Genomic DNA, 21,579 nt, shown 5'->3' on the forward strand with positions numbered 1-21,579 from the left:
CGGAAGCGAAAACGGATTGCCCGGATTTCAGAACCGCCTATATCGGAACGATGCTGCGCGCCATCGTCAAGATTTTCGAAAACTGGATCGACCCCTTTGCGCCGCGCGAGCGGCTGCAGCCGCCGCGGTCGCTCTTGGGTTTTGCCTGGTTTTACGCCAGCCAGGCGAAAGGTCCGTTCCTCGCCATGGCCGTGCTCGGCGGTCTGGTGGCGATGCTGGAAGCCGGCCTGTTCTATTTCGTCGGTCGGCTTGTCGATGTGCTCGACACGATCCGACCGGAGGACGGCTGGCACGGGTTGATCTCGACCAACGGACCGGAACTGCTCTTCATGCTGCTGACGGTCCTGGTGTTCCGCTTCCTTGCGGTGACGCTTGCCGCGCTGGTGGAGGAGCAGTCGATCATCACCGGTTTCCTGAACCTGGTGCGCTGGCAATCCTATGTCCATGTCGCGCGCCAGTCGCTCTCCTTCTTTCAGAACGACTTTTCCGGGCGTATCGTGACCAAGGTCTGGAGCGGCGCACAGGCGACGAGCGACCTGATCGTTTCGCTTTTGCAGGTGGTCTGGTTCATCGTCATCTACACGGCCTCGACCATGGCGCTGATCGCCCAGTTGGACTGGCGGTTGGCGGCGATGGTCGCCTTCTGGATCGTGATCTTCCTGGTGCTCGCGCGCTATTTCGTCCCGCGTGTGCGCAAGCATGCCCGCGACACGGCGGAGATGGCGTCGATGCTGAACGGCCGCATGGTCGATGCCTATGCGAACATCCAGACGCTGAAGCTGTTCGGCAGTGACGAGGAGAACGACCGTTATATTCGGGGTGGGTTCCACCGCTTCCAGGGAGCAGTCATCCCTTTCACGCGCCTGCTGACGGGGGTGAGGGCATCGCTCGCGCTTTTGTCCGGCATGATGATCGCGGCGATCGCGGTCTACGCGGTTCACTTGTGGTTGGCGGGCGCGGTCAGTTCCGGCGCCGTCGCGTTCACCCTGGCGCTGGTGCTGCGCCTCAACATGCTGCTCGGGCGGATGATGTCGCAATTCAATGCGATCATGCGCAATATCGGCACGATCCAGAATTCGGCGGAGCTGGTATCGCAGCCGATCGGGCTGACCGACCGGCCGGGCGCACCGGAACTGCGGGTCAGCCGGCCGGAAATCCGCTTCGAACATGTGACGTTTCACTACGGCAGGGGCGGCGGGGTCATCGACGACTTTTCGCTCACCATCCGTCCGGGCGAGAAAGTCGGCATCGTCGGCCGTTCGGGTGCCGGCAAGTCGACCCTCGTCAATCTGCTGTTGCGATTCTACGATCTCGAAGGAGGGCGGATCCTCATCGACGGACAGGACGTCGCTGCCGTCCGGCAGGAATCGCTGCGCAGCCAGATCGGTATGGTCAGCCAGGACACGTCGCTTTTGCACCGGTCGATCCGCGACAATATCCTCTTCGGGCGACCAGGGGCGGGCGAGGAGCAATTGATCGAGGCGGCGCGCAGGGCGGAAGCCCATGACTTTATCGTCGGTCTGCAGGATCAGCGCGGCCGCAGAGGGTTCGATGCACATGTGGGCGAGCGCGGCGTCAAGCTTTCCGGCGGCCAGCGCCAACGTATCGCTATCGCCCGGGTGATGCTCAAGGATGCGCCGATTCTCGTGCTGGACGAGGCGACCTCGGCGCTCGATTCGGAAGTCGAAGCGGCGATTCAGTCCAATCTGGAACGGCTGATGCAGGGCAAGACGGTGCTGGCCATCGCGCATCGGCTATCGACGATCGCCGCGCTCGACCGGCTCGTCGTCATGGACAGAGGCCGTATCGTCGAGGACGGCACCCATGCCGAACTCATCGCCAATGGCGGTCTCTACGCCGATCTCTGGTCGCGCCAGTCGGGCGGTTTCATCGCGCGCGAAGAGGCCGCGGAATAGGGCGTTCCGCGGCGCGGCTATAACGCGTCAAGTCCTTGTGCCAATTGGTCGCGCCTTTCCCCGCGACAATCTGCCCGCGGCCCCTTGTCAAGGCTGGACATAATCTGCGATCAGGCATAGAACGCGCCGGATTGATGGGGAATCTGCGTGCAGAATTTTTCCCGGATTCTGACATCCGATCCGTGGCTTGCCTCAAGGGGCCGGATGGGGTGCCAGCGTTTGACGGGGCGTGGTTCCAGGCTCGGGACGGGGCAGGAAGCGCGCCGGGGGCGGATGCGGTTTCCGCAACATTTGCGTGAGAGGATGTTTTAGCCGTGAGCGAACACGAGACTTCAAGCGAGACCATGGGCGAGCCCACTCGCCGCGATTTCCTATACCTGGCTACCGGTATGGCCGGCGTTGTCGGGGCCGGTGCGGCGGCATGGCCGTTCATCGACCAAATGCGTCCGGACGCATCCACGCTGGCGCTTGCTTCGATCGAAGTCGACGTTTCGAGCTTGCAGCCGGGCATGTCGCTGACGGCGAAGTGGCGCGGCAGGCCGGTCTTCATCCGCAACCGCACCGATAAGGAAGTGGAAGAGGCCAAGGCCGTAGCACTCGAAGAATTGAAGGATCCGGTGGCGCGCAACGCCAACCTCCCGTCCGATGCCCCGGCAAACGATCTCGATCGTTCCGCCGGCGAAGGCAAGGAAAACTGGATCATCATGGTGGGTGTCTGCACCCATCTCGGTTGCGTTCCGCTCGGTCAGGCGGGCGATTTCGGCGGCTGGTTCTGTCCCTGCCACGGCTCGCACTACGACACGGCCGGCCGAATCCGCAAAGGCCCGGCACCGGAAAACCTCGCCGTGCCGACCTTCTCGTTCGTTTCCGACACAGTCATCAAGATCGGTTGAGGGGACTACTGATAATGAGTGCTGATCATTCAACCTACACGCCAACGACGGGCATCGAGAAGTGGGTTGACTCCCGTCTTCCGCTGCCGCGGCTCGTTCACGACTCGTTCGTCTCCTATCCGGTTCCGCGCAACCTGAACTATGCTTACACCTTTGGTGCTATGCTTTCGGTGATGCTGATCGTGCAGATCCTCACCGGCATCGTCCTGGCCATGCACTATGCCGCAGAAACGAGCGTCGCCTTCAATTCGGTCGAGAAGATCATGCGCGACGTCAATCACGGCTGGCTGCTGCGTTACCTGCACGCCAACGGCGCGTCGTTCTTCTTCATCGCGGTCTACCTGCATATCGCCCGCGGCCTCTATTACGGCTCCTACAAGGCGCCGCGAGAGATCCTCTGGATCCTCGGCGTGGTCATCTATCTCCTGATGATGGCGACCGGCTTCATGGGCTACGTGCTGCCCTGGGGGCAGATGTCCTTCTGGGGGGCAACCGTCATCACCGGCTTCTTCTCGGCCTTCCCGCTGGTGGGCGAGTGGATCCAGCAGTTCCTGCTCGGCGGCTTTGCCGTCGACCAGCCGACGCTCAACCGCTTTTTCTCGCTGCATTACCTTCTGCCCTTCATGATCGCCGGCGTCGTCGTCCTGCACATCTGGGCGCTGCATGTCACCGGCCAGACCAACCCGACCGGGGTGGAGGTCAAGTCCAAGTCCGACACCGTGCCCTTCACGCCCTATGCGACGCTGAAGGATGCGCTCGGCGTATCGGTTTTCCTGATCGTCTATGCCTGGTTCGTCTTCTACATGCCGAACTTCCTCGGACACCCGGACAACTATATTCCGGCGGACGCGCTGAAGACTCCTGCTCATATCGTTCCGGAATGGTACTACCTGCCGTTCTACGCGATGCTGCGGGCAATCACCTTCAACGTCGGCCCGATCGACTCCAAGCTTGGCGGCGTTCTGGTGATGTTCGGCTCGATCCTCATCCTGTTCTTCCTGCCCTGGCTCGACACGTCGAAGGTCCGGTCGGCCGTCTACCGTCCCTGGTACAAGCTGTGCTTCTGGATCTTCGTTGCTGACTGCATCCTGCTCGGCTGGCTGGGTTCGCGTCCGGCGGAAGGCATCTATGTCGTGATGTCGCAGCTCGGCACGTTGTATTACTTCGCCTTCTTCCTCGTCATCATGCCGATCCTCGGTCTGATCGAGACGCCGAAGCGCATTCCGAACTCCATCACCGAAGCGGTGCTGGAAAAACAGAATGCCAAGGCGCAGTTGAAGCCCGCACGCGCCTGACCGGAACAGCGATCGATAAGGAATCCACAACAATGAAAAAGCTTGTTACAGGCATTCTGTCACTTGCTGTCGTCGCCGGTCTCGGGTTTGGAGCGGCTGTCGCGCAGGACGAAGCAGGCGGCGAGGAGCACGCCGGGGGCACGCCCCACTACCCGATCCACAAGCCGGAACAGCAGGACTGGACTTTTGCCGGGCTGTTCGGCCACTACGACAAGGGGCAGCTGCAGCGTGGCCTGAAGGTCTACACCGAGGTCTGTTCGGCCTGCCACTCGATGGAGCTCGTCTCCTTCCGCAAGCTCGAGGACCTCGGTTACTCCGAAGCGCAGGTGAAGGCCTTCGCTGCGAATTACGAAGTCGAGGACGGTCCGAACGCGGATGGCGAGATGTTCACGCGCAAGGCCGTTCCGTCCGATCACTTCCCGTCACCCTTCCCGAACAAGGAAGCAGCGGCTGCTTCGAACAATGGCGCGGCACCGCCGGACTTTTCGCTGATCGCGAAGGCACGCGGCATCGAACGCGGTTTCCCGCAATTCGTCTTCGACATGTTCTGGCCCTACCAGGAAGGCGGTCCGGACTACATCCATGCGCTTCTGACCGGCTATCAGGATCCGCCGGCGGGCGTGGAAGTGGCCGAAGGCACGCATTACAACCCGTATTTCGCCAGCGCCGCGGCACTGGCGATGGCACCGCCGATCTCCGACGACCAGGTCACCTATGACGACGGCGCCCCCCAGACCGTCGACCAATATAGCAAGGACGTCTCGGCGTTCCTGATGTGGGCCGCCGAGCCGCATCTGGAAGATCGCAAGCGCACCGGCTTCATGGTCATGGTGTTCCTGCTCATCTTCACGGGCCTCATCTACCTGACGAAGAAGTCGGTCTACGCGAACAAGGAACATTGATCCGGTTTGCTTGCTGGCCAGCAGGCCTGATCGACAGGAAGCCTCGGTATTTTTTGCCGGGGCTTTTTTTGTGGCATGCGGGCACAACGCAGAATTCGAAGCGAGGGCCCGCCGCAGGTATTCTCCCCCCTTGTGGGGGAGACGACACGCGGCTTGACCTTCACCTGTCCCAAACAATGCCGTCGGCAGACCGCGTCGCTTGAAGCGAGTGCCGGTTTCTGTCCGTGGCAACGGCTTCCCCCGGAGGAGCAGATGTGTATGTGCCCTAAAGTGTGCCGAGATTGGAGCCGCCGGCGCCGCTTGTTTGCTTTCCTCATTCCTGTGCTTGTCACAGGAATCCAGCCAGACCAAGTCCTTGGGCTGAAAGAACGCTTCCCGCGCCGCAGACGCGGCGCTGCTGGATCCCTGTGACAAGCACAGGGATGAGGGTCGAGAGGGTGTGGTCCCTCGGCGTGTTTCATGAACCGTGAAGATAGCGAGGCGGCGCGGAAGGTCCGCCCGTATACAGCGTCCCGCTTCGCTTCGATGCAGTAGCCGCACATTCCGGTCCCTCATTCCCGTGCTTGTCGCAGGAATCCAGCCAGGCCAAGTCCTTGGGCTGGAAGTCTTCCGCGCCGCAGACGCGGCGCTGCCCTCATCTCTGTGACAACCACAGAGTTGAGGAAGAGGAGAGATGAATAGAAACGGCCCCGTCTTGCGACGAGGCCGTTCCCGAGAGACCGATTGCTGTCCGTGTCAGCTGAAGCGCCCTGCCGCGTGGGCAAGCATCGTGTAGACCTTGCCCGTATCGGACGTCAGGTAGGTCTGTGTGATGCGCTTGTCGGGATCGTTGCGCGCGACATCGGCGAGCAGCTTCTCGAAGTCGGCGATATAGCGGTCGACGGCGGTGCGGAACTCCGGTTCGCGATCATATTTGCGCTTGATTTCGTCGAAGGTCTGCTGCCCCTTCAGCGTGTAGAGGCGGCGGGTGAAGACGTCCCGTTCGCCGCGCTGATAGCGACGCCAAAGCTCGACGGAGGCGTCGTGGTCGATCGCACGCGCGATGTCCACCGAGAGCGAATTCAGCGACTCGACCACATGGCGAGGGTTGCGGCTGTCGCCGGCTTTTGCCACCGGTTGGCTTTCCGCCGAGCGCGGCCGCGCCGCTGCAGGCTCTTCCTCGCGGGAAGCCGCGCGCAGGAGATCGCGCATCCAGCCGCCGCCCTCTTCGGCGCGTTCCTCCGTTGCCGGCGGCCGGGCAGGCTGCAGCGGGCGGGTGGCCTGCTCTATGCCCAGGCTTCCGCGCAGAGCGGCATTCGGAGCCGGCTGCGGTGCGGCAGGTTGCGGCACGGCGGCTTGCGGCAGCGATGACTGCGGTGCGACGGCTTGTGGCGCGACGACGCGGGCTGCCGGGGCAGCGGGGGCTTCCTGCTGGCGAACCGGCTGGGCGACTTCGAGCTGCGAGGAAGACTTGCCGATGATCTCGGACAGTTCCTGCAGCGCCTTGATCTGTTCGCCGACGGCGCGCCGCATCAGCGCGGCATTTTCCTTGGCCTCTTCCGGAAGGTCGAAAGCGCCGCGCTTCAATTCTTCGCGCGTCATGTCGAGTTCCTTGCGGATTTCGCCGGCGGAACGACGGATGTCGTCGGTTGCGCCGTTGAAACGGCCGATCGCATCCTCGATCGCCTGGCGGACGGCTTCGCGCAACTGTGCTGCGACGCCATCGGACTTCTTGCCGCTCTCGGCCAGCATACGCTCGACGTCGGAGACCGACGCACCGATACTGCCGCGCAGCCGCGAGGCCGCGTCCTTGGCACGCTCTTCCACGGTGGCGAACGCGCCTTCGAGCGCCTGGCCGGCTTCCTCGCCGGTCTTTGCCACGACTTGCCGCAGGGCCTCGGAGGCGCTGAGTGCACGTCCTTCGACCTGCGAAAGCGTCTTGTTTGCGTCGGCGAAGGACGTCTCGACGCCGGAGCGCAGTCTGTCGGCGATCTGGCGTGAGCGTTCCTCGGCCTGCGAGAAGACCCCTTCGACCGAAGCGGCGGCTTCATCGCTCGCCTTCACAAGCGTATCGCGCAGGGCCTCTGCCGCCTCGGTTGCCCGCTGTTCGGTGTTCGACAGCAGTCGGCCCACATCGGCGAAGGAGGTTTGGATCCCGCTGCGCAGGTTGCCGGCAACCTGACCGGAGCGTTCCTCGGCGCGCTGGAAGGCGCCGTCGACGAAGCCCTCGAGCGCACGCATGGTCCGCTCGATCTCCTCCGAACGCTGGACGAGGCCGACCGAGAGTGTCCGAAGCGCGTCCTGGCGCTCTTCGAGCGTGCTCACAAGGTTCGACTGGGCGGCCGCCAGGAGGTCGGAAGCCTGTCCGAGAACCTTCGAATGGTCTTCGAAGCGGCCGACGATGCCGCCGATCTGCGACAATGTCGAGGAGGAAATGTCCGACAGCTTGTCGACTTTGCCTTCGATCAGGCGGGTCGAGGTGGAGAGCATGTCGGAGGCCTGCCGCGCCGTTTCCGAGACCTTTGCGGCGGTCGCCTCGAGCCGCTGGTCCATATCTCCGAGATTGCCGCTCGCCTGGTCGATGACCGTGGCGATCGCCGAATTGCTCGACGCAAGCTGGTCGATCAGGCCCATGGCCGTCGACTGCAGCCGGTTCTCGACCATTTTCATCGCCTTGGCGGTCTCTTCCGCACGCAACGAGATGGCGTCGAGCGTCTCGCCGGTCCGTTCGGTGATGGCGTTGATGAGCGCGGCGTTTTCGGCACGCAGGCGGTCGGCGCTTTCCTGGGTGAGGGAAGCGATGCGTTCGGCGGCCTCCTTGCCGGTGGCGGCGTATTGTTCGATGACAGGGCGAGCCTGCTCGTCGAGAAGACGCGACAGTTCCATCGAGCGCCCGGCAAGCATCGAGTTGAGTTCGCGGGTGCTTTCGTCGAGCGTGCTGCGGATGGACTGGCCGCGCGCATCGAGCGCTTTCTCCGCCTCTGTCAGGCTCTGCTGAATGCTCTTGGCATGGGTCGCGATCTGGCTGTTGGTCGAGGCCAATCGGGCGGTCGCCGTGTCCGCGGCTTCCGCGACCGAGCGGGCGAGATCGGCGTGGCGTGCTGCCGTGGCCGATGCGGTTTGCTCGATCGACGATGCAAATTCGGCATTGCTCGCGGCGAGCGCACCCGCGAAGTCGGCGCCGGCCTTGGACAGGAGCCCGGCCGACCGGGCGGCTTCCGCGTCGATCTCCTGGGTGGCGTCGCTGACGGCACCACGAAGGCTGGTTACGAGCGCCGCAGCTTTCCCCTCGATCGTGCGGTTTACGTTGTCGAGTCCGATATTGAGGGCCCGATCCATCGTGCCGAGCCGCTCCTCGATCCGGCCCGTGCCGGCTTCGATGGCAGTCGATATGCGCGTTGCCGCAGCCTCGCTGATCCGGTCGATTTCGCCTGCGCGCTCACCCAGGCTGTCGGCGATCCGCTGGCCGGCATTGTCGACGATCGCATTGACGCTGCCGACGCTGTCGCGGATGCGCTCCTCGAGGGAGCCGAGGCTCGTTTCGATGCGCGCGCCGGTATCACCGAGAATGGCGTCGACATCGCCCACGCTGCCGCGGATGCGCTCTTCGAGGGAGCCGAGGCTCGTTTCGATGCGTGCGCCGGTTTCGCCGAGAATGGCGTCGACGTCGCCGACGCTGCCGCGGATGCGTTCTTCGAGCGAACCGAGGCTTGTCTCGATGCGCGCGCCGGTTTCGTCGAGGCGGCTATTGACGCCGCTGATCGAAATGTCGACGCGATTGGTGAGCGTGTCGGCCGCCAGACTGATCTGATCGGCTGTTTCGGCCAGACGTTCCGCAATCTCGCCCGTCGTCGAGCGCATGCGGGAGTCGAGCGCCTCGGCGCTGCGATCGATCGCTCCGGCGATCGAGGCCTGGCGCTCTTCCAGCGACATCTCGAGCATGCTGGCGCTGGTCGCCAGTGTGGTGGCCATCGCCATCGACTGGTCGGACAGCAACTCTTCGAGACGCTCGCGTCCCTGGCCAACCGAGAGGTTGATGGTGTTGATCCGATCGTCGAGGGTCGTGCGCAATTGCTCATGGGTGGTGGCCAGCGTGTCGCGCAGTTGCGCAGCCTTGCCGGAGAGCGTCCGATCGATCTCGGTGGCCTTGTCGGCAAGCGATGCGGTTGCTTCCGACGTGCGGGCGGCGAGCGCCTCGGTGCTGCGCTCGATCGCACCGGCTATCGATGCCTGGCGCTCTTCCAGCGACATTTCGAGCATGCTGGCGCTGGTCGCCAGGGTCGTTGCCATCGCCATGGACTGATCCGAGAGCAGTTCTTCCAGCTGCTCGCGGCCTTGGCCGACGGCAAGGTTGATCGCCGTGATCCGGTCGTCGAGCGTCGAACGGATCTCGTCGTGCGTCGTCGTCAGCGTATCGCGAAGGTGCGAGGCCCTGCCGGTGAGCGTCTGTTCGATCTCGGCCGCTTTTCCTGCAAGCGAAGCCGTTGCTTCCGACGTGCGGGCGGTAAGCGCTTCCGCAATTTCGGCGCTGGTACCGGCCAGCGTCTCGGAAATCTTTCCGACTCGGCTGCTCAGGTCCTCGGCAATGCGGGCGCTGGTATCGGTGAGCGTATCGGCGATCAGGCTGACGCGGCCGCCCAGGTTTTCGGCGACTTCGGAGACGCTCTGCGAAAGCTTGTTTTCGATCTCGCCGACGCGGTCGGTCATGGTCTCGGCGACCGCCATGGCGCGGAAAGTAAGGCTGTCGGCGACGTCCTCGGCATGACGGCTTAGCGAGTCAGCCATTTCGCTGGCGCGGGCCGACATGGTGGAATTGATTTGCGTCGCGCGCTCGGCGAGCACGCCGTCGAGCGCCGCTGTCTGGTTGGACAGTGCGTCGGTGATCGACTGCCCACGCTCGGAAAGGACACGCTCAAGCCGTTCTGCTGTGCCGCCGACGGCGCTTTCGATGACGCTTGTTCCTGAGGCGAGGGCGGTCGACAGCGCGGCGGTCCGTTCCGAAAGCGTGTTGTCGAGCCGATGCTGGCTTGCGGCGATCGCGCTCGTGATCTCGTCGGTGGAGCCGGTAAGAGTCTGCTCGATGCGGGCATGAGCAGACTGCAAGCCCTCGATGAAGGCCGATGTACGGGAGTCTAGTCCGTCCGTCAGGCTTCGCTCGCTCGCCGTCAGCGCGTTGGCAAGCGCATCGGCACGCTGGCCGAAGCCGTTTTCGATGCGCTCCTGCGCTTCGGTCAGCGCGCCCATCAGCGAGCCGGTCTTGTCCGAAAGCACGCTCTCGATGCGGTTGTGCGCGTTGCCGATCAGGCTGCTGAGCTCGGAGGTGCGGCTGCCGATCGTCTCCTCGATGAAGTCCTGCGTCGCGCCGAGCGCCGTTGCCAGGGTGAGCGACTGGTCGGACAGCGCCGAATTGATCTTGTCCACGCTGCTGTCAAGGGCGCCGCCGATCGCCTCCGAGCCGCCGGAAACGGTCTCGTTGATCCGGTGGAGGCTTTCCATGAGCTTGGTGTCGAGCTGGCTGGCCCGCTTGTCGAAGGCGCTTGCAAATTCGTGGAAGCGTTCGTCGAAGGCGCTTGCAAGCTGGCCGACCGTCGTCTGCAGCTTTTCCTCGAAAAAGCCGCCGCGCAGATCGAGATCCATGATGGCGTCGTCGGCGCTCGACTTGAGGCTCTGGCGGAAGCTCGCTCCCTTTTCGTCAAGGGCCGAGTTGAGCGAGGAAAGTACGTCGTCGAGGCCGCCGGAAATCGCCTGCTGGCCTATCCTGAGGCTCTCATTGAGGTCACGCGTCCGGGCGATCAGCGTCTCGTTGAGCTGACGGGCGCGTTCGTTCAGGGCGGCGTTGAGCTTCTCGGTATTGGCGTCGAGCGTCGAGGCACGGGTTTCGAATTGGCTGAGCAACTGCTCGCCACGCTGCGTCAGGTTATCGCTGAGCGCATCGAGACGCGCGTCGAACTCGTTGCTGAGCGCCACTCCGGCGGTCGTAAGGCCGGAAAGCAATGCGTCGGTCCGGGTGGTCAGCATGGTGCTCAGATTTTCGAGCGCATGGTCCGATTTGTCGGTAAGTGCCGCGGCCCGGGTATCGATGAGCGAAGCGAAGGCCTCCCCGGAAACGGCTATTCGCGAAGCAATGTCCTCGCTTGCAGTTTCGAGATCGTCCTTCAGCTTGGTATGCGCGCCAGCGATAGCCGTGCGGATCCGATCCGAATGGCCGATGATCGCTTCGCGTTCGAGACCGAGCTCCTGGACGAGCGTGCGGACACGCAGTTCGTTTTCGCTGTAGCTGCGCTCGAGCGCGCTGACTTCCGAATGCACGAGCGCTTCGAGCTCGGTTGCCCGGGCGATGGTGCGCTCGATGCCCTCGTTCATCGCCGAGACTTCGCGGCGCACGGCCTGACCGACCGTCATGACGCGGTCGGCGGCATTGGTTTCCGGCTCGGCGAGGCGCATCGCGACCTCGGCCATCGAACGCGCGGCGCTGCGCAGTTCCTGAGCACGCGCGATCATGATCGCGAAGGAGAAGAAGAGCATGACGGGCAGGGCGATGCCGAGCAGGATGCCGATCGCTCCAGGCATTGCCGCGAGATCGCCGAGAGAGCGGATCTGCCAGATCCCGGGCGCATAAAGAAGGTGGGCGACGCCGAGTCCGGCCACTGTCCAGACCAGCGAGACGATCGCAGCGACCCGGATTGCCGCGCGGCTCGAGCGGACCTCCAGCGAGCGCAGCATGGCGGCTGGGGATTTGCGCGTGTCATCGTTGGCCGGCGCCAGGGGGGGCTGCTTCGGAGCCATTTCGCTCGCAAAACTGCGCGGTGCTTCGGCGCCGCGCGCGGGCTTCGCAGCTTCCTGTTGCGTTCGTGCGGCGCGGGCCTCACCGGAACCGGCGGCCTGGCGGGCACTCTCGGACACATTTTCCGGCACCGGCTCGTCCAGGGAAGTCTCGTCGTTCAAGGCCGACTTCAGGTCGTCAAAGTCGATCTTCAGGGCAGCTTCCAGCGCCTGGAACGCCTTTTCGTCGATCGACTCGTTGGTCTTCTTCGTCGCCATACGGATACGCCTCACTACTATTGCCCGATGATGGCCGTCTTCCTGTGCCGCCAGGTGCCCAGCGGAACATCCGAACCAGGGCGGTGACCGCAAGGTCCAGGCTTCGCAACGAAGCCACAGATTTACTGATCACCCATTACATCGCCTCGATGGATAGCCGCAGCCTATGCCCTGCGACACCTTGGGACGCAGCTTATCCACCGGAACAGTTGCCATTTTCATATACGGACCCGTTCCTAATCGTATCGTAGTGACACATTAGCCGGGCTCTTACAATTATGAGCGTTCCCCATTCATTAAAATCCTAATGATTTCTTAACGGAAGCGAGCGCTCGGGACCCGAAAAGCCAAGGGAATCAGCCGGTTTAATGGTCGTTAACCATTTCCTCAATTTTTCTGCCTCCATTGCGCCGCGTTTTAGGTCAATGGCAGTGCCGCGCACCGATAATCCTGTTTGAAAACGGTGCGATTGTTTACGCGAAATCGATTGTAGGAAGCGAGCCCATGGCGGCACTCAAAATAGCCTTCGAGGCACCGGACATCCCCGCAAGTTCCACTCCCTCCAGCAGCAATCCCATCGACCTTGCGCATCTCTACAGACAGACGATGGGGGACACGGCGCTCGAGATCGAGGTTCTGAAGCTCTTTGCGCGTCAGGCACGCCAGGCGATGGCCGAGATGGCGGAACGTGACGCAGAGGCCTGCAGCCAGGAGGCCCACCGTCTGAAGGGGGCGGCTCTCGCGGTCGGTGCGGTCGCGGTCGCCGAGGCTGCAGCCGCCATCGAGACATGTCCCGCCGATGCTGCTCTGCGGAGCGCTCTCGGCGCTGCCGTTCTCGAGGCTGAGCTCTTCGTTTTGAAACTCTGCCGTTGACCTGAAGCGGCGCACTTATCGGGCGTAAGAGCGGGGTGAGGAAAGCGGGCGCGGTTTTCCGCTCGTATCCCGCTCTAACTTTTTGGGGCCGGTCACGCTCATGTAGGTCGACCCCGACCTAAAAACATGAACGTGATCTGGCTGCAGCTTGTCGTTATTGTGCATGTCGTTGTCCCAAAACCGCTGCGCACTTTTGGGCGGGATGGCTTAAAACCTATCATCAAACGCGATCTGCCCGACCGCCGCGGCAATTTGAGGCTGTGCGGACCGGCCGCATCGTGTTGACTGGCCGGTTGATTTGTTGGAAGAACGTGCCCTGAATTCAAAGCCGGGGCACCGCCTAGTCCTGACAAGCCCTGTGCCAGCCGGCCGGCCCCTCAATTCGTTCCGGAAAGAAAAATGGCAAAACTTACGATCGTAGCCTTTGACGGCGCGCGCCACGAACTCGATGTCGAGAACGGCTCCACGGTCATGGAGAATGCGGTTCGCAATTCGGTCCCCGGGATCGAGGCGGAGTGCGGCGGGGCCTGTGCCTGCGCCACCTGTCATGTCTATGTCGACGAGGCCTGGGCGGCGCAGGTCGGCACGCCGGAAGCGATGGAAGAGGATATGCTGGACTTCGCCTACGACGTGCGTCCGACCTCGCGTCTCTCCTGTCAGATCAAGATGAGCGAAGCTCTGGACGGGCTTGTCGTTCATGTCCCCGAGCGCCAGGCCTGATCGGCTCGAAGGGCCGTCGTTGCAAAAAAAAGCCTCGCCGGTCAATCGACAAGCGAGGCTAGGAGGGCGCATCGCATGCAGATGAGGGAGGGAACATCTGCCGCACCAGGACACGCCAGGAGAACCTGTGCTGCCTCATCGTCCGGACAATGCTGCAATAGCCGAAGACGACGAAGCCAAACTCACGCCGGTTGCCACTAAAACGCGAGATCTCGGTATTGATCCGCAATCCAATGTCAACTTCATCGAGCGGTTGAACTTCGGTTCCTCCGCTCGTTGCATGATTCTAATATAGCTGAGTCGGCTGCGCCCCGCTATCGCTAGATTCCGCCAGTAAAATACTGTGGGTTCCCGGCGTTTTCTTCTGGAGCGGAAACTATATCCCACCGTTTCTTTGGGGTATTCCGATCGAAAGCGCAGACACGGTCCCGCGTTTCGCGCGGCGGCGATGCACGGCCTGCCTCGCGCCATCAGCGGGCCTTGGCGTTCTTCTTCAGGCTTTCGACGCGGTATTGCAGCAACCGGATCATCCGCCGGTCGAAATTCGCCGCCTCGGTGCGGTCGAAGCGCGCCTGGTCCTTGTCGTGCCGCTCGACTTCTTCGGCGCTCACTTCCGCTACCCGGGCCTGCATGCGCTCGCAACTGTCCTCGGCTTTCAGTGAAAGCAGTGCCTTTTCCATCTGGCGCGCGTGAATGCGCGCGATCTCCGCATGGCGTTCCTCGTGGCGCTTGATGTCGCTCGCCAGCGTGTCCCAGACCAGGGCGAGATCTCGGCCCGCCTGTCGACGATACTTCCAGCGTGGCAGAATGATGCGCGTGTTGAGCGTGACTTTGGCCGAGCCCACCGCGCAGCGGTCGTCACGACTAACATAGGTGACCGTGCCGCCGAACTTGATCCGGGTGGCGCCCGGATGCCGCGTCCCGGTGCTCTTCATCATAGGGCCGGACGCCGAAAGCGCCTTGTCGAGTTCTGCGGCGGTGCGCCCGCCGATCGAGAAGTAGGAGATTCTCTTGCTGATCAGTGTCTCGCCCGAGGCATTGCCGAACGGGACTCCGACGAGCAATGCGACCAGGGCTGCACGCAGCGGGATATGGAGTCGGGGCATGGAAGGGTGTTCTCGCCGGTTGAACTTCATTGAAGCTTGGGGCATAGCCAAAGCCAGCGCAACACAAATCGGCCCCAACCGACGTCGACAAGCTTGCAAGGTTTGTGAGGAAGGCGTCATAACATGTTGCTTTCGAAGATATATTTGCACCATGACGGGCGGTGAATTCAAACCGTTCAGCTGCGGACCGGAACAATGACATACGATCCATTTCAGCCCTGTCGCTGGCAATTGGCGCATGGACGCGATCTCGAACTGGGCCCGCGTGGCGTTTTGATGGCGATCATCAATGTTACACCGGATTCATTTTCCGACGGCGGGCGCTTCGCTGATCCCGACGCTGCTGTCAGAGCTGCGCTGCGCGCATTGGAGGCGGGTGCGGAAATCCTGGATATCGGCGGCGAATCCACGCGACCCGACGCCAAACCGGTCAGTGCCGACGAGGAGCAGGCCCGCGTTCTGCCCGTTATCGCCGCGATCGCGCGGCAGTCCCGGGCCGTCATTTCGGTCGATACCTACCGCGCGGAAACCGCGCGTTTGGCGGTTCACGCCGGCGCCCACATCGTCAACGACGTGCACGGGTTGCAACGCGAGCCGGCGATCGCGGCCGTGGCGGCCGAGACGGGGGCCGGGCTCTGCATCATGCATACCGGACGCGATCGGGAGAAACTGAGCGATGTGATCGAGGATCAGTTCCATTTCCTGGAACGGTCTCTGCAGATCGCCGCCGACGCCGGCGTGGCGCGGGAACGGGTCGTGCTCGATCCGGGCTTTGGATTCGCGAAGGACACGAACGAGAACCTCGAACTGATGGCGCGCTTCAGGGCGTTGCATGGGTTTCGACGGCCGCTTCTCGTCGGAACTTCGCGCAAGCGCTTCGTCGGCGCGGTGACGGGCCGAGAGGCGGAAGGCCGCGACGTCGGTACCGCCGCGACGACGGCGCTCCTCAGAACTGCCGGCGCTGCGATTTTTCGGGTACACGATGTCGCAATCAACAGGGATGCGTTAGCGGTGGCCGATGCTATGCTGGCCGCAAAGATCAGCTGACGGGACATGAAGCCATGACTGCGACCTACACGATCACACTGAAGAACTGCGCGTTCTTTGCCCGCCATGGCGTGCTCGACGAAGAGGAGTTTCTCGGGCAGCGTTTCTTCGTCGATGCGGAACTGGTCGTCGACCAGGGGACTGCGCTTGCCGAGGACTGCATCGACGACACCGTGCATTACGGCATCGCCTTCGCCGAGATCGAGAGGATCGTCACTGGACGCCGGCGTTACCTCATCGAAGCGCTGGCGCTTGAGGTCGCCAAGACGCTTTGCGCCCGTTTTCGCCAGATTCGCCGGGCGAAGGTCTCCATCCGCAAGCCGAACGCGCCGGTTCCGGGCATCCTGGACTACGTGGAAGTCACGGTCGAGCATGTCGCCGAATAGGAGCTGGCGGCACGCGATCCTCGGTCTCGGCGGCAATCTCGGCGATCCGCGCCGGTCGATGGCGGAAGCCCTGCGGGCGCTCGACGCGCGGTCGGATTGCCGGATCGTCGCGGTTTCGCGGCTCTACCGCACGCCGCCATGGGGCAAGACGGATCAGGATTGGTTCTTCAACGCCTGTGCGGAAGTCGAAACGACGCTGGGTCCAGAGGCATTGCTTGCGGCCTGTCTCGAGATCGAACGGACCATGAAGCGCGTGAGAATGGAGCGCTGGGGTCCCCGCACCATCGACATCGATCTCCTGACCTTCGGTGACCTCAACAGGGCGAGCGCGACGCTCACGCTGCCTCATCCGCGCATGACCGAACGCGGCTTCGTGCTGAAGCCGCTCGCCGACTTTGCCGCAGACCTTGCCGTCGAAGGACGGACAGTCAGAGAATGGCTGGGCCGGGCGGATGTGAAGGGCATCGAAGTGGCCGACGAAAACGTCGAATGGTGGCGCGCGGAGCAATAAGCGCAGAAGCCGTGCTCGTACAGGTCTGTCGGGGTTACTCGATCGAACCGACGGCGATATCGTCCATTTGCCGGTTGAGGCTCACACCGATGACCGGAACCATGGTGTCCTCGACCTTCACCGAGATCGTGATGTTCATTGTTTCTTCGCCGTGCAGGCGCGCGATCATCGCGCCATTGAGCTTTTTGCGGTTGATCCCGACGACCACCTTGTCCTTGGCAACGCTGCCGGACACGACGTCGAGACCCTTGCCCTCGGCACCGTCCAGGAACTTTCCGGTGTAGCTGTTGCCCTTCCGGACGATCGTCGCCGACATCGGCTGCTTGAATACCCCGACGCGGCAGAAACCGTCCAGTTTCAGGCCGGCTTCGTTGCCGGGTGCCGCTTCACCGGTAAGATCGCAGGTAAACTTCGTGCCCTTGTACTTGCCGGCAACGATTTCGCCCGGGCCTTTCCATTGCCCGGCAATCCTGTCGAAGAACGCCTTGTCGCGGGCGCCGGAGAACGCGGGTGTCGCAAGGCCCGCGGCGGCGACAAGCGCGATAACGGCAATGCCGCGAACAATCGGAGAAGGGCGCGAGAGCATGAGCAGTCCTTGATGGATCAAGCTGGAAACTGACGTCTACATTGCCGTGAAAATGGTTAACGGATGGTTTCAGCCTGGCTTCTGGACCGCCTTATCTTGCGTAGAGGGCAGGGGGCGCCGGCGATGGATCGACGATCAGCCGGCTGCGTCCTCGGACCGTGCGGCGCCGGGCGCCAGGTCGCCCAGAAAGTCGCCGATGCTGGGGCGCTTGAGCGCGCGAAACGGCATCGGCCTGCAGAGATCCATCGCCGCGATCCCGATGCGCGCCGTCATCAGCCCGTTGATCACGCCCTCGCCGAGGCGGGCGGACAGCTTGGATGCCAGGCCGTGGCCGAGGATCTGCTGGATGAGGCTGTCGCCGACGGCGATCGAGCCGGTGACGGCGAGATGCGCGATGACGTCGCGCATCAGGCGCAGCAGGCCGAGCGTGCCCGGGCGGCTGCCGTAGAGTTCGGCCATGGCACGGATCAACCGCGCGGATTCGTAGATCACGTAGCCGAGGTCCACGAGCGCGCGCGGACTGACGGCAGTCACGATCGACACCCGCTTCGCGGCGCCAAGAATGATCCGCCGCGCCTCGCGGTCTAGCGGCGCCAGCAATTCACGCTCCGTCAGTTCGATGAGATGGGGTGCATCGATGATATCGCCCTCGGTCTCCGTCAGGCGGGCACGGCCCTTGGCCGTCCGGGGATTGCCGGCGAGCAGGTGAACGAGCCTCGCGGTCGCAGCACGTGCGGCTTGCGTCTTTCCGGCTGCGGCGGCCGCGGCCAGATCGGCTTTCAGCGTCTGGACAGCGGTCAGTTGCATCATGCCGAAGACTTCGCGCGCGACCACGATCAGGAAAGCGACGACGCCGATCGCCACGACTGCGACGGCCCCGTAGCCAAGCCAGTCGGCGCGCGAAAAGAGGTCGCGCACGAGCCGGTCGATCCAAAGCCCGACCGCGAGCGATATGAGGATGCCGAAAGCCGCCCCGGCGATCTTGCCGAAGGAGAGCCGGCGCCGCTGCGGCTTTGCTTCCGGCAGGTTGAGCGATTCGATCGCCGCGGTGGTCCCGATGAACGGGTCCTCGGCATCGGGGGTCATGACGATCTTTTCGCTGAAACTCCCCGGTGAGCGCCGCGGCGTCTGTTCCATCTGGCGTTTGGTGGCCTCCTCGGCCTCGACGGAAAAGGCGGCCGGCCTGCGTCGACGGTCGTTGAAGTCATCACTCATGCGAGGCGATCTCCGAGTAGGAACTGCATGGCCCTGTCGAGCCGGATATGCGGCACGGAGAGTTTCAGGCCGCCGCGCGTCTCCTCGAGATGCGGCGGCCGGAAGCGGACGAAATTCAGTTCCGGCATCGCCTGCTCCGGGGCGGAGGCGGATAGGGCCGATGCCGAGACGCGGTCGACGGCTTCAAAAAGAAGTTCAGGATCTTCCGGCAAGTCTCCAGGAAATATCGCTGTTTTCTTCTCGCCGTCGAATATCTCGCCATTGATCTTCTCACCGGCGATCGGCGTTCCGACGATCACGGGCAAACGATGGCCATCGTGGTCTACGGTGGCCTCCCGCGTTGCTCTGACAGATGCGAGCGCCATGACCTCAAGGCCCGCCCCGCTCATTCCTATCCGCTCGGTCGCCCGGCTGACGAGGCGAGCCGTGATGCGCTCGAGCCGGTCGTGACTTTCATGGTGCAGGTGATCGGCCTTGGTGGCGGCGATCAGTACGCGGTCGATCTTGCGCGTGACGAACGAAGTCAGCCAGGAGTTGACGCCGGGCCGGAAGCAGGCAAGCACGTCTGCCAGAGCCTGTTCCAGATCCTTCAGCGCCTCCGTGCCGCGGTTGACCGCCTGGAGCGCGTCGACAAGCACGATCTGGCGGTCGAGGCGGGCAAAATGTTCGCGGAAGAACGGTTTTACCACATGCGTCTTGTAGGCTTCGTAGCGTCGCTCCATCATCGCCCAGAGCGAACCCTTTGGGGCGCGGCTCGCAGGCAGGTCGGGGAGCGGCGAGAAGGTAAGCGCCGGCGACCCTTCGAGGTCGCCCGGCATCAGGAAGCGGCCAGGCGGCAGGGTGGAGAGGGACCGGTCGTCGTCCTTGCAGGCCTTGAGATAGGCGGTGAAACTCTCGGCAAGCCGGCGGGCGCTGCCTTCGTCGGCCGGCGCCGAGGCTCCGAGCGCGACGGCAAGTCCCAACCATTCGCTCGCCAGTTCGGCGCGCATGCCGGTGCGTGCGCGTTGAACCGTTGCGTCGCTGAACTGCCGGAAGTCCTGGCCGAGCAGCGGCAGATCGAGCAGCCATTCGCCGGGATAATCGACGATGTCGATCGAGAGCCGCCCGGGAGAGAACAGACGGTTCCAGCCGCTGGCGCTTTCGTAATCGAGGGTGATCCGCAGCTGCGATATGGCCCTGGTCGAATCCGGCCAGGACCGATCCCGGACCAGGGCCGCAATGTGATCCTCATATTGAAAGCGCGGCACCGCGTCGTCGGGCTGCGGTTCGAGCCTGATTTTGGACACACGGCCCGACCGGACCGGTTCGAAAACCGGCAGCCTCCCTCCGTTCAGCAGGTTGTGGACGAGCGAAGAGATGAAAACGGTCTTGCCGGCCCGCGAAAGGCCGGTGACGCCGAGTCTGACGGACGGGGTGACGAGACCAGCGGCACGGTCGGCGAGATTGTCCAGGGCGATCAGCGCGTCGTCTTTGAAACTGGTGAGAATGGGCGCCAAATTGTTTCGTCCCTTCGGGAATGATGAGCGGTACGTTTGATTTGCCGATATCCCAACCGGGTCGCGGGCATCCGCGTAGCGTCTGGAGCGATATAGGAAATGTTTCCGTCAGCGCAACAAGGCGAAGCGAATTCCCCGTTTCCGCGGGCGGAAGCGGCGGGTAGGGGCTCATCCTTTCTCGGCTTCTTCAAGGGCGGGAACGAGGAACTTCGAAAGTGTCGCTGTCCATGCCTTTCCGGCTATCGGCCGCGCCGCAAAATCGATCACCGCCATTCCGGCCGGCGGATATGCGTCAGCGAGTGCTGCAGCCGCCCGGTCTTCGCCCAGAATTCGTCGAAAGAGCTCCTCTATCATCGGATTGTGCCCGATAATCATCAGCGAGGGTCGGCTCGCATGCGCCTCGACAAGGTCGGCATAGACGGTCGTGGGACCGGTATAGAGTGGGTCGAGGTACCGAATGTCGATATCTTCGCCAAATGCGCGGTATAGCGGTTCGGCCGTCTGCCGGCAGCGGACAGCCGTCGAACAAAGAATCAGGTCCGGCCTGATGCGATGGTCGGCTGCGGATTGTGCCGTGAGTTCGGCCTCCGCGAAGCCGACATCGTCGAGTGCGCGATCGAAGTCGCTCTGGCCGGGCAGAGCCCAGCCCGATCGGGCGTGGCGAAGAAGCAGAAGCTGGAAGGCCGGGACGACGCTGTCTTGCATGTATTCACCCGGTGTTGGAAATCCCCAGGATGGAGGCGCCCGTGGTGCCGACGGCTGGAAACGCCTTGCGGATGCTCCGTTGTCCCGCCGGTCGGCGTAAAGATCAAGCCGCGTTTCGCGGTTTTTTGATCCGGTGCGCCCATTGAACCGATGCGGGTCGCGCACCAAATGTCGCAATCCGAAATGCCGCCGTGCTCGCTCGTGGAACGTCAAGCGGCCGATGCCGTCGGCGGTGAGCGGTATTTCGGCGTTCAAGACTTTGCGTGTAATTGTGATGAAATATTAGCCGGTTAGCCTGCGATGCGGGCAGTGTTAAAATGCAGTTAAGCACTGATTACAAGGCTTGAATCAGAGCTTCCATAGGTCTATACACCGCCGCAATGAGATGTTCTTCAGGAGAATCGCGTTGAGTGAGAAGATCGATCTTAGTACCTATGTCCTGTCGGAGGACGAGGATTTTATGAATGCGAACCACCGGGCATACTTTCGTGCGAAGCTGAATGCCTGGAGAAACGACATCCTTCGCGAGGCCCGCGAGACACTGGATCACCTGGCGGAGGAGAGCGCCAATCATCCTGATCTTGCGGACCGCGCCTCGTCCGAAACGGACCGGGCGATCGAGTTGCGCGCTCGGGACCGTCAGCGGAAGTTGATTGCCAAGATCGATGCCGCGCTGCAGCGGCTCGATGAAGGCACCTACGGCTACTGCGAGGAAACCGGGGAGCCGATCGGACTGAAGCGCCTGGACGCCCGGCCGATCGCAACTCTCTCGATCGAGGCGCAGGAACGCCACGAGCGTCGCGAGAAGGTCTACCGGGACGAATAAGTCCCGGGACACCGTTGGGACTATCGAAAACGGCGCGGTTCGACCGCGCCGTTTTCATTCGCGCACCGATGCGTTGTTCCGC

General features: G+C 63.1%; 16 protein-coding genes. 10 read left to right on the forward strand and 6 right to left on the reverse strand.

The annotated features are described in order from the left end of the window. Window positions 1-50: 50 nt before the first annotated feature. From CN933_RS04360 to CN933_RS04375, 4 genes are all read left to right on the forward strand, one after another. A complete protein-coding gene (locus tag CN933_RS04360) occupies window positions 51-1,916 on the forward strand; it encodes an ABC transporter ATP-binding protein (RefSeq protein WP_033047302.1) in 1,866 nt (621 codons plus the stop codon). 314 nt (window positions 1,917-2,230) lie between these two features. Continuing rightward, window positions 2,231-2,809, forward strand: coding sequence for a ubiquinol-cytochrome c reductase iron-sulfur subunit (petA, locus tag CN933_RS04365; RefSeq protein ID WP_018095118.1), 579 nt, complete (start codon window positions 2,231-2,233; stop codon window positions 2,807-2,809). Between the two features lie 14 nt (window positions 2,810-2,823). Then, window positions 2,824-4,104: a cytochrome b gene (locus CN933_RS04370; RefSeq protein WP_018095117.1), complete on the forward strand. Its 1,281-nt coding sequence runs from the start codon at window positions 2,824-2,826 to the stop codon at window positions 4,102-4,104. A gap of 32 nt (window positions 4,105-4,136) precedes the next feature. Next, window positions 4,137-5,006 carry a cytochrome c1 gene (locus CN933_RS04375; protein WP_018095116.1) on the forward strand — a complete coding sequence of 290 codons (870 nt, stop codon included), beginning with the start codon at window positions 4,137-4,139 and terminating at the stop codon, window positions 5,004-5,006. A 735-nt stretch (window positions 5,007-5,741) separates the two neighbouring features. Here CN933_RS04375 and CN933_RS04385 read toward each other — a convergent pair. After that, window positions 5,742-12,026 carry an apolipoprotein A-IV repeat region-like domain-containing protein gene (locus CN933_RS04385; RefSeq protein WP_102761310.1) on the reverse strand — a complete coding sequence of 2,095 codons (6,285 nt, stop codon included), beginning with the start codon at window positions 12,024-12,026 and terminating at the stop codon, window positions 5,742-5,744. Window positions 12,027-12,530: 504 nt separating this feature from the next. On the opposite strand from CN933_RS04385, the gene CN933_RS04390 reads away from it, so the two are divergent. Beyond that, complete coding sequence (locus CN933_RS04390; protein WP_102761311.1) at window positions 12,531-12,899, forward strand: Hpt domain-containing protein; 369 nt, start codon at window positions 12,531-12,533, stop codon at window positions 12,897-12,899. A 399-nt stretch (window positions 12,900-13,298) separates the two neighbouring features. Beyond that, window positions 13,299-13,619: a 2Fe-2S iron-sulfur cluster-binding protein gene (locus CN933_RS04395; protein ID WP_018095113.1), complete on the forward strand. Its 321-nt coding sequence runs from the start codon at window positions 13,299-13,301 to the stop codon at window positions 13,617-13,619. A gap of 470 nt (window positions 13,620-14,089) precedes the next feature. On the opposite strand, the gene CN933_RS04405 is transcribed toward CN933_RS04395, so the two are convergent. Further along, a complete protein-coding gene (locus CN933_RS04405; RefSeq protein ID WP_018095112.1) occupies window positions 14,090-14,725 on the reverse strand; it encodes a DUF922 domain-containing Zn-dependent protease in 636 nt (211 codons plus the stop codon). Between the two features lie 195 nt (window positions 14,726-14,920). Here CN933_RS04405 and folP point away from each other — a divergent pair, with 195 nt between their 5' ends. The 3 genes from folP to folK are packed head-to-tail and all read left to right on the forward strand — an operon-like array spanning window position 14,921 to window position 16,669. Further along, window positions 14,921-15,772 (forward strand): dihydropteroate synthase, encoded by an 852-nt coding sequence (folP, locus tag CN933_RS04410; RefSeq protein ID WP_018095111.1) that lies wholly within the window; start codon window positions 14,921-14,923, stop codon window positions 15,770-15,772. Between the two features lie 14 nt (window positions 15,773-15,786). Then, a complete protein-coding gene (gene folB / locus CN933_RS04415) occupies window positions 15,787-16,158 on the forward strand; it encodes a dihydroneopterin aldolase (RefSeq protein WP_018095110.1) in 372 nt (123 codons plus the stop codon). Next, window positions 16,145-16,669 carry a 2-amino-4-hydroxy-6-hydroxymethyldihydropteridine diphosphokinase gene (folK, locus tag CN933_RS04420; protein WP_018095109.1) on the forward strand — a complete coding sequence of 175 codons (525 nt, stop codon included), beginning with the start codon at window positions 16,145-16,147 and terminating at the stop codon, window positions 16,667-16,669. Before folB ends, folK begins: the two co-directional genes overlap by 14 nt. Window positions 16,670-16,703: 34 nt before the next feature. Here folK and CN933_RS04425 read toward each other — a convergent pair whose 3' ends face one another. From CN933_RS04425 to CN933_RS04440, 4 genes are all read right to left on the reverse strand, one after another. Beyond that, entirely contained in the window at window positions 16,704-17,255 is a 552-nt protein-coding gene (locus tag CN933_RS04425) for a hypothetical protein (RefSeq protein WP_018095108.1), read from the reverse strand. Between the two features lie 135 nt (window positions 17,256-17,390). Further along, window positions 17,391-18,470, reverse strand: coding sequence for a YcjF family protein (locus CN933_RS04430; RefSeq protein ID WP_018095107.1), 1,080 nt, complete (start codon window positions 18,468-18,470; stop codon window positions 17,391-17,393). Then, the gene (locus tag CN933_RS04435; RefSeq protein WP_018095106.1) at window positions 18,467-19,966 is read right to left on the reverse strand and encodes a YcjX family GTP-binding protein; all 1,500 of its coding nucleotides are present in this window, start codon (window positions 19,964-19,966) and stop codon (window positions 18,467-18,469) included. The genes CN933_RS04430 and CN933_RS04435 overlap by 4 nt, the downstream gene beginning before the upstream one ends. 168 nt (window positions 19,967-20,134) lie before the next feature. Continuing rightward, window positions 20,135-20,671 carry a SixA phosphatase family protein gene (locus CN933_RS04440; protein WP_102761312.1) on the reverse strand — a complete coding sequence of 179 codons (537 nt, stop codon included), beginning with the start codon at window positions 20,669-20,671 and terminating at the stop codon, window positions 20,135-20,137. A gap of 406 nt (window positions 20,672-21,077) precedes the next feature. Here CN933_RS04440 and dksA point away from each other — a divergent pair, with 406 nt between their 5' ends. Further along, on the forward strand, window positions 21,078-21,497 hold the full coding sequence (dksA, locus tag CN933_RS04445) for an RNA polymerase-binding protein DksA (RefSeq protein WP_003532995.1): 420 nt from the start codon (window positions 21,078-21,080) through the stop codon (window positions 21,495-21,497). The last annotated feature ends 82 nt before the right edge of the window (window positions 21,498-21,579 follow it).

It is taken from the genome of Sinorhizobium sp. M4_45 (assembly GCF_002885915.1).
Taxonomy (GTDB): Bacteria; Pseudomonadota; Alphaproteobacteria; order Rhizobiales; family Rhizobiaceae; genus Sinorhizobium; species Sinorhizobium meliloti_A.